8 protein-coding genes are annotated in these 14,082 nt (G+C 36.4%); 2 read left to right on the top strand and 6 right to left on the bottom strand.

Annotation, left to right across the window (positions count from 1 at the left end):
• The first annotated feature begins 100 nt into the window (after positions 1–100).
• On the top strand, positions 101–2,437 hold the full coding sequence (helD, locus tag BBF96_RS04220; protein WP_127015987.1) for an RNA polymerase recycling motor HelD: 2,337 nt from the start codon (positions 101–103) through the stop codon (positions 2,435–2,437).
• A gap of 36 nt (positions 2,438–2,473) precedes the next feature.
• Here the strand turns inward: helD and BBF96_RS04215 are convergent, their stop codons facing one another.
• Together BBF96_RS04215 and BBF96_RS04210 are read right to left on the bottom strand one after the other, a co-directional pair.
• Positions 2,474–3,670: a sensor histidine kinase gene (locus BBF96_RS04215; protein ID WP_127015986.1), complete on the bottom strand. Its 1,197-nt coding sequence runs from the start codon at positions 3,668–3,670 to the stop codon at positions 2,474–2,476.
• Between the two features lie 417 nt (positions 3,671–4,087).
• Positions 4,088–6,088: a S9 family peptidase gene (locus BBF96_RS04210; RefSeq protein ID WP_127015985.1), complete on the bottom strand. Its 2,001-nt coding sequence runs from the start codon at positions 6,086–6,088 to the stop codon at positions 4,088–4,090.
• A gap of 245 nt (positions 6,089–6,333) precedes the next feature.
• On the opposite strand from BBF96_RS04210, the gene BBF96_RS04205 reads away from it, so the two are divergent.
• Positions 6,334–7,731, top strand: a complete 1,398-nt coding sequence (locus tag BBF96_RS04205) for an MATE family efflux transporter (protein WP_127015984.1) — start codon at positions 6,334–6,336, stop codon at positions 7,729–7,731.
• A 664-nt stretch (positions 7,732–8,395) separates the two neighbouring features.
• Here BBF96_RS04205 and mnmL read toward each other — a convergent pair.
• The 4 genes from mnmL to mutL all read right to left on the bottom strand — a co-directional run bounded on the left by mnmL (position 8,396) and on the right by mutL (position 14,080).
• Entirely contained in the window at positions 8,396–9,352 is a 957-nt protein-coding gene (gene mnmL / locus BBF96_RS04200) for a tRNA modification radical SAM protein MnmL/YtqA (protein WP_127015983.1), read from the bottom strand.
• Positions 9,353–9,419: 67 nt separating this feature from the next.
• Positions 9,420–10,724 (bottom strand): MFS transporter, encoded by a 1,305-nt coding sequence (locus BBF96_RS04195; RefSeq protein ID WP_127015982.1) that lies wholly within the window; start codon positions 10,722–10,724, stop codon positions 9,420–9,422.
• 24 nt (positions 10,725–10,748) lie between these two features.
• A complete protein-coding gene (gene miaA / locus BBF96_RS04190; protein ID WP_205665765.1) occupies positions 10,749–11,684 on the bottom strand; it encodes a tRNA (adenosine(37)-N6)-dimethylallyltransferase MiaA in 936 nt (311 codons plus the stop codon).
• Positions 11,685–12,070: 386 nt separating this feature from the next.
• Complete coding sequence (gene mutL, locus BBF96_RS04185) at positions 12,071–14,080, bottom strand: DNA mismatch repair endonuclease MutL (protein WP_127015981.1); 2,010 nt, start codon at positions 14,078–14,080, stop codon at positions 12,071–12,073.
• Positions 14,081–14,082 lie beyond the last annotated feature (2 nt).

Genomic DNA, 14,082 nt, shown 5'->3' with positions numbered 1-14,082 from the left:
AATAGGAATATAATATATAAGCCGGTTTAAAAATATCTGGTTGTCGGTATAATTTCAAAAACCAGATATTTTTTTCTTTATCAGTAAAAGGAGGGAGCATATGCTAAAAGAACACCCCGCATATCAAGAGGAATTAGACAGGCTAGAGATGACAAAAAAAGAGGTGGAAAAGGCAATAGAACTATTTTCCACCCGGCGGGACCAGTTAAAAGGTGAGATAGTTGAAAACCTTAAAGAGTTCAGAAGAAAACCAGATGAAAACAGTCAAACATATATTAATATACTGACCGGTATTCAATTCGTTAAATTTTATAATGAAAAATTAAATGGACTTGAACGTTCACGAAAAAAACCCTACTTTGCAAGAATTGATTTCACCCCACAGAATGGGAACAAAACCCAGGTATGCTATATCGGTAAAACCGGTTTGACACGGGAAGAAGATAATTACCCGGTCATCATAGATTGGCGCGCTCCCATTGCCAACCTTTATTATGAAGGCCGACTGGGAAAAGCCAGTTATAAAGTTCCCGATAAAACCGCAAAAAAAGAATATATCATCGAAGGAAATCTCACTCTCAAACGTCAGTTTAACATTGAAGATGGGGAACTTAAAGAAATTTTTGATATTGATATCACTACAAATGACCCCCTTTTACAAAAATCCCTCGGAGCCCACGCTGATAACCGTTTAAAAGATATAGCTGCCACCATACAGGCTGAACAAAACCGAATCATCCGGGCCAATTTAAAACAACCCCTCATTGTTCAAGGAGTAGCGGGAAGTGGTAAAACTACAGTTGCACTTCACCGGATTGCCTATTTAATCTATACTTATGAAAAAGTTTTTGATCCTGAAACCTTTATGATCATTGCTCCTAACCGTCTCTTTTTAAATTATATCTCTGAAGTTTTACCTGAATTGGGTGTAGAACGGGTAAAACAAACCACATTTATTGATTTTATGTTAGAGCTTCTTGACAGTAAGATTAAACTAGCCAATCCCAATCAAAAACTTACCTTCTTTGTTAATAATCAGGACAATAATAAAGCAAAACTCTTAAAATTAGCTTCCAAATTCAAAAGCTCTCTAACCTTTAAAAAAGTTATTGATAAATACCTGAATGATATTGAAGAAAATTTCATTCCAAAGAAAGATTTAAAAATTGAGGGTGAGACAATTATAACATCCAGTGAGATAAAGAGTATCTTCCTTTCGGAATATAAATATTACCCCATCTACACACGAATCTCCAAATTGAAAAAACGCTTAAACCGCCTTGTTAAAAAGAAAGTTAATGAGTTGATCGAAAATGAACAGGCTAAAACCGACAGGGAAGTTGACAAGTACTATTTATCCAATTCCAGTTCAGAAAAAGAACGTCAAAGGATACTCAAAATTATAGAAGAACGAGATAGAAAAATTAAAGATTTAGAAAAACGTTCAAAAACCCTGGTCAAAGAATATCTGACAACCTTGCCACAATTAAATCTGCTGGATTATTATAAAAATCTAATCACCGATCCGGAAAAATTAAATATCTATACTGGTGGACATATACATGATAAAATCCTTAAATTTATTGCCCAACATTCGGCTCAAATTTTTGATTCAGGTCAAATAGAACTGGAAGATCTGGCTCCACTGGTTTATCTTAAATACCATCTTTATGGCATTGGCAAGCGTCCTAAGTTAAGTCATGTTGTAATCGATGAAGCTCAGGATTTAAGTCTTTTTCAGTTATATCTTTTAAGAAAGATCAGCCGTACCGATTCTTTTACCATTATGGGGGACCTGGCCCAGGGTATTCATTCCTATCGCGCCATCAATAATTGGGAAGATGTGATACAGCGAATTTTCCCTAAGTGTAATGTCAACTACACTACTTTAGAGAAAAGTTACCGGACTACCATTGAGATCATGAATCTAGCTAATCAATTGATTAAACATTATCCAAATAAAAAAATCACTCAGGCTAAGCCCATTATCAGACACGGTGAGTTACCATATCTCCTTAAAAATCGTACTCCTGAAGAAATTGTTCAATTTATCTTAGAAGAAATTAGAAAATTAAAAGATAAAGAATTTAAAACTATAGCTATAATAGGTAAAACCATAGACGAATGTAAAAAAATTTATAACTATTTCCCTGAAAAAGCCAAAGTTGAACTAATTACAGAAGATATGAATGAATATGAAGGAGGGATAATGATTCTCCCTTCCTATCTGGCTAAGGGTCTGGAATTTGACGCCGTATTTATTGTCACTTTTGAGGAAGAATATCAAAAAGAAGAATTGGATATCAAACTTTTATATATCGCCATGACTAGAGCCCTCCACCGACTCTATCTCTGCTCAAAAGGAGAAATCTCGCCACTGTTAAAAAATATAGATAAAAAATTATATCAGTCTCTCAATCTCCCCAATAACAGCTAAAAAAACAGCGGGAAGTTCCCGCTGTTTTTTTATTACTTAAAACCCGACACAAGGTAAAGTTATAGTTACAGTTGTTCCCACATTTTTCTCAGAATCAATGATAATCTTTCCATTATGATAAGAAATAATCTCCTGACAGACTGCAAGACCCAGCCCATATCCATTAACTTTAGTAGTATAAAAAGGTTGAAAAATCAATTTCAATTCCTCAGAAGCAATACCTTCACCGTTATCGTAAATCTCAACCTGACAATCCTTTTCACCTTTTTTTACTCTAATCTCTACCAATCCCTCTTCATCCAAAGCCTCATAGGCATTTTTGATAATATTTAAAAAAACCTGTTTTAATTTATTTTCATTCCCCATAACCCAGCATTCCTCAGCTATATACAATTTTAACTGGCATCCCTTAAGATTAAACATATATTTCAATGCTTCATAAATATTCTTTATTAAATTAGTAAGATTAATTTTAGTTAAATATATATCTTTAGGAAGGCAAATATACCGGAAATTTTCAACCATTTCCGAAATCCGGTCCACTTCCTGAATAATTTTATCATATTCTGCTCTGTTACCAGATTTAATTTGCTGTAATTGTAAAAAGGCCCGGATATTAGCCAGAGGATTTTTAATTTCATGAATAAATGTCCTAAAGACCTCCTCGAAACTCTTCTCCCCTTTTGCAGTATTACAAAAAGACTCCTGTAAAATTAACTGTTCCTCAACCCTGCCTACAATAACGGACATCAAGTTAATCAAATATTCAAGCCCACCTTTTTCCTCAATCGCCAAGGTCAAAACCCCTAAAAACTCTCCATGAATAATAATTGGTTTACTAACAGCAAAGACAGTTTGTAATTTTTTATAATCATGTTCTTTTAAACATACTATTGACGTTTTCTTTGTAGTAAGAGCAACTCCAATGGCAGTAGTTCCAACATAACGCTCTGTCCAGATTTTGCCTGGAGCAAAATCTTTAACAAATTTCTTAGCACATTGATATACCTTTAGGATAACTCCATCAGAATCTATAAATCCAAGTGTATATTCCCGGTCTTTTAAAACTTTTTGTAAAGGCACTATAAATTTATCCAAAACTTTCAGTACATGATCTGTAGAATTAATTCGTCCTGCAAGTTCTTCTCTGGAAACCGACGGAATTTTCATATAATCTCTGGATATTTTATATTTTTTTGACTGTTTCCACAATTGACGAATAAATTCCCGCAAAATTTTCCCCTCCACTAAATTTATCTAAAATTATTTTCGACAATAAAATTAAATTTCCTTTCTAAGACTGTTATTTTTTTTCTTTATCACAGATATTTGAGGAAATTTCATAATTAAATTTTTAAACATCGCGAATAAATATATTATGTATTTTTAGAATATATCAACATGATTTTACTGCGAAAAGCTAATTTTTCACTTCAAAAGAAATTTTTCGAACCATCTAAAGTTCGAATTCAGTAACTTGATTAGCTCATCACATTCTCATATGAGGCCTTATTTCGACCGAAATCTCACCAAGATGATTTAACAAAAAACTTCTATGTCACTCAAAATTAGCTTTTTGCAGTTTAATCATCAACATAAAAAGAAAATAAAGACCCGACTACTATTTATAGCGCCGGGTCTATTTATCACTTAAATATATTGATTAAACCAGCCAACAATCTGATTCAATCGCTCAACTCTCAGTTCAGGTTTACCATTCCGTGAAAGATTATGATTAGACCCGGGAAAGATAGAAAGTCTTACAGTTCGGCGCAAAAACTTTAAGCAAATAAAAAGTTGTTCTGCCTGTTCCAATGGACAGCGATAATCATTTTCACTATGGATAATCAGAAGAGGAGTTTTAATATTTTCTACATAAGTGATCGGAGAAATACGGCTAAGTTCTTCCCGGTCCTTTATAAATTTTACTTTATGCTCCCAATCGGCAAAAAAATATCCAATATCACTAACACCTACAAAACTATTCCAATTAGAAATACTTCGCTGAGTCACTGCAGCTTTAAAGCGGTCAGTATGGCTAATAATCCAATTTGTCATAAAACCACCATAACTACCTCCTGTTACCCCCAGGCGGTTCTCATCTACCCAATCCCATTGTAGTGCATAATCAACACAGGCCATCAAATCCTGATAGTCTTTTCCACCATAATCTCCTCTGACAGCATCAACAAACTTTTGCCCATATCCCTGACTACCCCGTGGATTACAGTAAACTACCCCATACCCATGGGCAGCCAACAGCTGAAATTCATGGAAAAAGGAATTGGAATACATGGTATGGGGACCACCATGAACTTCCAGAATTAGTGGATAAGTTTTCCCTTCTTCAAAGCCAATAGGTTTCATTACCCACCCCTGAATCTCCCAGCCATCAGCACCGGCAAAAGTAAATTCTTCAGGACTAGATAATTCCAGTTCATTCAAAAGTTCACGATTTACATCGGTTAATCTGGTCTCATTTCCATTGACCAGATCAAATAAAGCCACATCACCCGGAATTAAAGGGGTAGTGTAAGCGAATGCAATCTTTTGTTTATCCACATCCATACTAAAGCCAAAAATCTGCCGCTCACCAACAATTACTTTCTCTACCGAACCATCCAGACCAAAGCGGTAGATTCCTGAACTACCCCTTTCACTGACTACTGCAAATATGGATTGTCCATCAAATGACCATTGGGGACCTGGAATCGATCCACCTGCCCGCAAATCACTCATACAATAATCACCAATACCAAAATCTTTATCTTCCGCCAAAGCGTTTATAGTTCCATCATCCAGGTTCACAATCCAAATTCGGTTTAAAGTAGCACCTTTGTATTCCATCCGGTGACCGAAGAAAGCAATTTTAGTTCCATCAGGTGACCAGGTTGGAGAAGATGCTGCAAATCCCTCTGGAATGATTTTTTTAATTTCCCAGGTTTCAAGATCGATAATAAGAATCTGTGACTCACCAGGATGATATTCAGGCTCATCCACTTCACAGCTCAAAACCAATTTTTTCCCATCGGGAGACCAGGCTGGCTTTGAGTAATGGCGATCATCATTGGTAATTCTTATTGGCTGACCACTTGCAAGATCCAGTATCCATACCTGAGATTTTTTATCATCCAGAAAGCCTAAATCATCGGATTTATATCGCAAATTATTGATAACTTTGACCTTTTTGGACTTTTCTTCCTCTTCCTTATTACGTTCTTTTTCAGTCTTTTCTTTTAAAAGCTTTTCATGCTCATCATCAGGAGAAACATTAGATAAAAAAGCAATACGCTTTCCATCCGGAGACCAGACAGGATCATAAGCTCCATGATATAAATGGGTTAACTGCTTTGCTTCACCGCCATAACGATTTATTAACCAGATCTGTTTCTCTCCACTCCGATTAGAAACAAAAGCAATCTGATCTCCTTTTGGTGACCAACAGGGACCGGAATCCACTTTATCAGTTGCAGTCAACTGAATAGATCTCCCTTTTTCATTTACTAACCAGATCTGAGACTGATATTCCTTCTTCTCATTAATAGTTGTCAATACAAAAGCAACTTCATTTCCCGCAGGTGAGATCTGAGGCTCTGAAACAAATTTCATCTTGTATAGATCTTCTGCTGTAATTTTTCGTTTTATTACCATTCAATCTTCCCTCCCACTAAGAAATTTTTACTAAAGTTTAAATTCGCTAAACTCATTAATTCTCCTTGTAAATTAAAATCGAACCCTAGATAGTTCGAAAAATTTCTTTTTAAAGCAAAAAATTAGCTTTTTGCAGTAAAATCATTCTATAAATATTTTAAAAAAATACTTCTCCAAAGGAAGGATTATTATTTCGGACTCCGAAAGTAATAATAGTTATGAAAAATTTGAGGAAGGTGACAGACATGAATAATCTAAATTTGAAAATAAGCCACGCAAAAACTCAGGATATTTCCCGCAGTCAAATTCGATATAATATCCTCCGGTTAGCCTGGCCCGTAATTGTAGAGATGGGATTAATCACACTGGTCCAGATTTTTGATATGATGATGGTTGGTCACCTGGGAGTTGATGCCTTAAACGCCATTGGATTGACCCTTCAACCACTGATGTTGGGAATGATTATCTTTAATGGTCTGAGTGTGGGAACTACTGCTTTAATCGCCCGTTTTATTGGCGAAAGAAATCGAGAACAAGCAAGTCGTACTTTTCAACAGTCCCTTTTGGGTTCAACTTTCCTTGCTTCTTTAATGAGTATCGTTCTGTATTTCATCGCTCCCCATATTTTAGTAATAATGGGAGCAGAAACTGCAAGAGTGGTTAAATTGGGAGCAGGCTATATTCGGTGGTTGATACCTGGGCTTTTTCTGCAATGGATCTTTATTGTAATCTCAGCAGCTTTGCGTGGAGCCGGAGATACTAAAACCCCCATGTACGTCAATATTGTGATTAATATTATAAATATTCTGGGAAATTATCTATTAATCTTCGGGGTTTGGATTTTTCCACGAATGGAAGTTTATGGTGCCGGACTTGCTACTTCCATTGCCAGAATAACTGGATTTATACTCTTAGTTATACTCCTACACCACCCTGAAACCATTTTAAAACCTAATTGGAAAGAATTTTTTAAGATAGACTGGTTTATAATGAAACGAATCATCCGGATTGGTATTCCAGCCACCCTTGAACAAGCCATTCTAAGAATTGGTCAAACCCTTTATACACGGGTAGTCAGCACTCTGGGATCTGTAGCTTTTGCCGCCCATACCACAGCTATTAATGCAGAATCTATCTCTTATATGCCGGGGTGGGGATTCTCAGTAGCTGCAACCACCATGGTGGGCCAAAAATTGGGTGAAGGTAAACCTGATGAAGCTGAAGCCAGCGGAATCGAGTCCTTAAAGTTTGGATGTGGAGTTATGGCCTTCATGGGAATTATCTTTCTAATTTTTCCTGAATTTTTAATGCGACTTTATATAGATATGTCCGATCCTAATGCCAGAGAATTAATTTACCTGGGTGCCCGAAATTTAAGAATTGTTGCTCTGGCTCAAATTCCTATGGCTACACAATTTATTCTGGCTGGTGGTTTAAGGGGAGCTGGTTATACCAAACCCGTACTTTACAGTACCATGATTGGCGTCTGGGCCGGGCGACTTCTTTCAGCCTATGTCTTTATCTTCCACTTTGGCTGGGGACTTGTAGGGGCCTGGATAGCAATGTGCATTGACTGGTTTTTAAGAAGCGCCTATGTAGTTTATCTGTGGAAAAAAGGTGAATGGAAATTTACTGAAATCTGATAAATACCTAAAAACCCATCTCCTTTCTGGAGTTGGGCTTTTATATAAAAAGTCCCGGATCGGATGATCCGGGATTTATTTCAAAAGTGGGGGAAATCATCATTATATATATACTTCTTATTTCATCCAACGTTTAGTTTTATTCTCTCCTCTCAATTCTTTCATATAAGACTTCGCCAGCATAATCATATAGGGTTCTAACATCATCATAGTAATCCCTTCTTTCCTTTTATCATTTAATATTAACCCTCTTCTTAAATTACGTGATACTTTGGGTGTTAAAGGCGAGCACTAAGCATTCTTCTAATTTCCTCGGCTTCTTTTCTCCTCTCTCTCAAAATCTCTACTACCAGATCATGTTCAAAAAACATCATTCACCATTCACCTCCCGAGGAAATGTTAACTCTTATTTAATCGCCAATTAACAAAATGTTAATATGGCGTTGTTTTTCCTTATATTTCTTTTTTCTTGTCACTTTCATTATATACATAACTGTATAAAATGTCAACCCTTTTTTAAAAGAAAATATTAAAAAAATTAATATCCGAATAAATATAATTAATTTTAACATTCTTAAATTTCAGAAAGTTTTTCGTGTAATATTAATTTTCAGAATATTAAACCTAATAACCCCCTATCATCTTTCCTGATAGGGGGTCCTTACTATTTGATAAATTTGCGGACGCCCCGGCCGCCCAGATAATTAAAATTCTTTCCCTGATAAGTATCCCGTTTCTCCATTGTTTTATCCAGTTTTGCTTTAACCTGTGCCCAATGATGGCCCCAATTACAAAAAAGAGTACGGTCTTTTGGCGCGCGCCCAAAAAATCGTTGAATAGCAATATTTGGATCAAGGTATTCAAGAAATGCAATAACCCGTTCAATATATTCCTCCATCGAAATTATTTTCAGCTCTCCTCTCTCATACTCTTCTGCCATTAACGTACCTTTAACAATATAAAGGGAATGAAGTTTAACCTGTTCAATCCCTAAAGCAGAAATAATTTTGGCACTTTCAATAGCATCTTCGATAGTATCCCCAGGTAAATTGAGTATAATATGTACACAGATTTCAAAGCCATAATTCTGAATCCGTCGTACTGCATCAATAAATTCTGCCAGAGTATGGCCACGACGTATATAACGGAGTGTGTGATAATTTACAGTCTGTAAGCCTAACTCAACTCCAATCTCTATACCTTTCGCTTCTTTTATATCTGCCATTATCTCAAGATATGCATCATGGACACAATCAGGTCGGGTAGAAATATCTATCTCCACAATATCCGGAATACAAGCATCAATAAGATAGTGGCGAAATTCTTCAAGGGGTAAATATGTATTGGTAAAATTTTGGAAATAAGCAATAAATTTTTGAGCCTGGTAATTCTCTTGAATATATTCCATATTTTTAATCAATTGTTCTTTAACTGTCATCTGATTTGAAAGGCTTTCAAAGCCAGCTGCTTCATCTCCGCAAAAAATACAGCCTGTATTTCCCAGAGTTCCATCCCGGTTTGGACATGTTAAAGGCAGATTGATGGGAAGTTTATAGACTTTTACTCCATATTTTTCCTTTAAATACTCTGAATAGATTCTATATCTTGGCTTATTTTGCATATAAATCACCCCATCTTATTCTATCCCATTAACCTTTTTTCAAAATAAATTCTTTGCCCACTCAAAATTAAACCCTACATAAGAATTTATTACTTTTCTGTGGATCTTCAACCTGTTTTAGCAAAATCCATAGTCCAATCATAACCAATAATCCGGTTAATATAAATGTAACCTCGTAATTAAAAATATCTGTAATAATTCCGCCAGCAAAGGATGCCAGAGTTATTGATAGTCCAGATATGGAATTAAATAAACCAAGAAATGTTGGGCAATCTTCTGGAGCACAAAATTCGGGAATAATGGCCATCAATGAGATTCTATTGGCCCCCTGAGCTACACCAGCAAAGATAAAGACCAGATAGTAAAAATAAAGATGAATTCCGATGGCTGCTATCAATACAGCGGCAATATTCAATCCTGCAGAAATAACGATAATCTGCCGATGTCCAAAACGGTCACTCAAATGGCCCCAAAATGGGAAACTGACAGTTTGAAAACCCAACAGTAAAGCTGTAAAAATTCCCACTTGTACCCCTGCTTGTATCTGAGTCAATCCCAACCTTTCAATAACAGATGCTGTATATAAGGCATTTGCCATAACATAAAATTGAATAAAGATCAGTGCCATAATATAAAATCGAAAATTTTTATGCTGATGCAAAATGTGGGGCAATGATTGAAAATATTCCCTAAAATTTACTCTCTTTTTTGCATTAGGATAATCGGGTTCTTTTAATTGTATAAAAAAAAGAAATGAAATCATTACAGCAACAAATGTTAGTGCAAAAAGCAAGGCAAAATTATAGGGAAAATCAAAAACCTTCAAAACCCAACTGGCAATCCCTGCACCAATCAGTTCACTAACTCCACAGGCAAAACTCCGATAGCCAAAATATCTACCACGCCGATCTTCAGGAATCATCTTTACGGTCAGATCAAACCAGGGCGGAATGCAAAAACCACAGGCAAAGGAATAGATACCATAAAAGAAGAAAAAACCTGTAAGGAGCCAGACACCAGGACCATTAGCAAAAATATAGACAAAAACTGCTAAAGCTAACCAGGGAAGCCGTTGAAAAACTCCAAAAAAAGCAGTTAACTGTTTTTTACTTTTGACCCGTTCCACATAATTGGCAATAAATATCTGGGGAAGATAGATTCCAAACATGGAAAGAGCAGTAACCAAACTGATTAAAACTTTAGAATTAGTTAAGTTTAACACAAAGAGAGGTAAGATGGTATATAGTGATACAAATCCCATTCCCAGTGCAAAATTTGCCCCATCTATAATACTAAACCAGTAATTCCAACGGTAATACCTTTCCACTTCAGCATTAAATCGTGACATTCGTTCTTCTAATACCTGTTGCATAACCTTCCTCTCCTTTTTATATGATTATTTCCACTTATAATCTATCATCCTTTTTACTTTTTCTACCATTTCCTGTGTACTCATCTCCCCAGGATTCATCCAAATGATCTCTTTATCCCGTTTAAACCAGGTTAACTGTCGTTTAGCAAAATGCCGTGTATTCCGTTTCAATCGATAGATGGCTTCCTCAAGATCATACTCACCTTTAAGATAACCAATTATCTCTTTATAACCCAATCCCTGCATAGAAACCAAATCCGGAGAATAACCCTCATCTAAAAGTCCTTTAACCTCTTCAACTAATCCGGCTTCGATCATCAAATCAACCCGTTCGTTGATTCGTTGGTAAAGTTCTTCCCGCTCACGAATAAGACCAATTTTGATAGTATCGTATCTTTTAGGCTGCTCTTTGGCTCTTTTATGCCAATAGGTGGCCGTTCTACCGGTCTGGCGAAAGATTTCAAGCCCACGAATGATTCTTCTTAAATCATTGGGATGAAGCTTTTCTGCCAATTCCGGATCAACTTCTTTCAACATAGCATGAACTATTTCATTTCCCCTTTTCTTTGCTAGCTGATGCATTTTTTCTCGAAAATCCCAATCAATTTCCATTTCAGGAAAGATAAATCCTTCTATTACCGCCTGTATGTAAAGACCTGTTCCTCCAACCAGCATGGGAATAGCACCTTTATAATAAATTTGAGGGATAATTATTTCTACACGTTGCTTAAAATCTGCCACAGTAAATTCCTGATCAGGTGGAATGCAATCAACCAGATGATGCGGAACCATAGCCAGTTCCTCAGGAGACGGTTTAGCTGTACCAATATTCATTTTTTTATAAATCTGCATTGAATCTGCTGAAATAATTTCACCGTTAATCTCCAGGGCCAGCGTCAGGGAAAAATCCGTTTTCCCAACCGCCGTAGGTCCTACAATAACTAGTAGAGGATACAATATTTTCACTCCTTTTATTTTATTCAAATTATGATTAAACTGCAAAAAGCTAATTTTGAGCGACATAGAAATTTTTCGCCAAATCATCTTAGCGAGATTTCCAACAAAATAAGGCCTCATCACAGAAGGTGATGAGCTAGTTCTAAGGGCCAGGAGGGCCCTTTGATTAGGAAGCCTTATTTCGGCAGAAATCGAGCTTTAGATGATTCTAAAAATTTTTCAAGAAGCGAAAAATTAGCTTTTTGCAGTATAACCTTTAATTATTGAATTAACAATATAATCATATCCATCTTCAAAAATAAAAATTCCATCAACATTAGTGGTTTCCGGTATTAAAGAATTTACACCAGTTTCTTCTTCAGCCTCTTTAATTGCACATACAGTTTTCCTTATATTCTTTGAAAAGCCTTTAACAGATCCTGTTCCGAAATATGAAATAGTATCGGTCTTCCATGGGGACAGAACCTTGGATTTTCAGTGCGACTTAAATCCTGTAGCAACTTAACCATCTCACCCTGTTCCAGATACTCACCTGCTTTTATAGCTCCTTTACAGGCCATTTCGGTGATCAGTTTGTCATACAGCCTGGCTCGATCTTTAACTTTCTTCTCCTCCAAAAGCAAATCAACAATCTCTAAAAATAGATCTTTATCAGAACGTGCATCAACCCGGCGAGGAACAGAACGGACAATCACTGTCTTACCGCCAAAATTCTCAACCTCATAACCCAACTGCACAAAAAGCTCTTTATTTTTCTGAATAACCTGAACTTCCTGTAAAGTTAATTCCAGAGTAAGAGGGATCAATAATCTCTGAGATGGAAGACCTTTATTTCGAAAACTCTCCATCAACTTTTCATAAAGCACCCGTTCATGAGCAACATGCTGATCTATAACATAAAACCCATCTTTTCCCTCTGCAATTATATAAGTATTGTGAATCTGACCAATTGGCCGAAGATTAGCAATAAAAGTTCCTGCTTTCTTAGAAGAATCCGAAACCCTGTTTATTGCAATTTCAGCTTCACTATTTTCACTAAAATTTGCTTCTCCTGTTTGGCTTTGATTGTCTTTGGTCCTATATTCAGATTCAGGACTACGGTACATAGGATCCCAATTCTTTTTTTGATAACCCAGTTTTGCTAAACGTTCTGCAACTCTTCCTGCTGATATTTTACTATCTTGAGTATATATCACATCTCCATTTTCTTTCTTTTCATCTCCACCTGTTTTAATATTTTTTTCTCTGCACTCATCAAAACCAGAATCAATATCATTTCCACAGATATTTTCTACACTATCTCCCCTACCTGGATCATCTTCAAAAAGAGAACTTAACTCAAGCTCGTCCTTTTTCTTTTGTCGATTTTGAACTTTCTCCATTGGTTTAAAGGTAGGAAGATAGTTTTTTGTTTGCAAAGCTTTGCGTATCCCTTTTGTTACTACATCCATTACAATCTCAGGTCTACTAAACCTGATCTCAAATTTGGCTGGGTGCACATTCACGTCCACATGAACAGGATTTATCTTAACAAATAGAAAAACAATGGGATGACGATTAGGAGGTAACAAATTATAATATGCCTCACTTACACCGCGGCTCAAAAGTGTACTCCGGACAAACCGGCCATTTACATAAAAGGACTGGTGTTTTCTAGAAGAACGGTAAACTGTCGGTATTGTTACATAACCCCAGACCTTGACATAATTCTCCTCATAATCAACTTCCACCAGATTATCCACCAATTCCCGTCCAAAAATACTTAAAATCGCATCTAACATGCGACCTGTACCAGGAGTACGGCTTACCAATCGCCCATTATGGATTAACGTCATAGCAATCTGTGGTTCAGCTACTGCTATCCGATTGAATATATCACTAATTTGACTTAGTTCTGTGGTCGTAGTCTTTAAATACTTATATCTAGCAGGAGTGTTGTAAAATAAATCCTCCACTAAGAAATCAGTTCCCACTGCCATACCAATATCCCGCAAGTCTTTTATCTCTCCACCCTCTAGCTTCAATAAAGTCCCAACTTTCTCATTAGCAGTTCGGGTTTTAAGGGTGACTTTGCTAACAGCTGCAATACTCGGCAAAGCCTCTCCCCTAAAACCCAAAGTACGGATAGAAAAAAGATCAGTGGCTTCCCTGATCTTACTTGTGGCATGACGTTCAAAAGCAATCACCACATCTTCCCGGTTTATTCCTTCTCCATTATCAATAACCCGGATGGAAGTACGGCCACCATTCACCACTTCAACTTGAATTCGGGTACTACCTGCATCTATTGAATTTTCCACCAACTCCTTTACCACCGAAGCCGGTCGCTCTATTACTTCACCAGCGGCAATCTGGTTGGCTACACTCTCATCCAGAATTATAATTTTTTTAGAGGCCACAA

Source organism: Anoxybacter fermentans (assembly GCF_003991135.1).
In the GTDB taxonomy this organism is placed as follows: domain Bacteria; phylum Bacillota; class Halanaerobiia; order DY22613; family DY22613; genus Anoxybacter; species Anoxybacter fermentans.
The sequence above is the reverse complement of the archived record's forward strand: the minus strand, read 5'-3'. Positions and strand labels throughout refer to the sequence as shown.

Bases quoted from the DNA above. Each gene is read 5' to 3' on its own strand.
- mnmL (WP_127015983.1), bottom strand. From the start codon at position 9,352: ATGCAAAATAAGCCAAGATATAGAATCTATTCAGAGTATTTAAAGGAA.
- helD (WP_127015987.1), top strand. From the start codon at position 101: ATGCTAAAAGAACACCCCGCATATCAAGAGGAATTAGACAGGCTAGAG.
- BBF96_RS04210 (WP_127015985.1), bottom strand. From the start codon at position 6,088: ATGGTAATAAAACGAAAAATTACAGCAGAAGATCTATACAAGATGAAA.
- BBF96_RS04195 (WP_127015982.1), bottom strand. From the start codon at position 10,724: ATGCAACAGGTATTAGAAGAACGAATGTCACGATTTAATGCTGAAGTG.
- BBF96_RS04205 (WP_127015984.1), top strand. From the start codon at position 6,334: ATGAATAATCTAAATTTGAAAATAAGCCACGCAAAAACTCAGGATATT.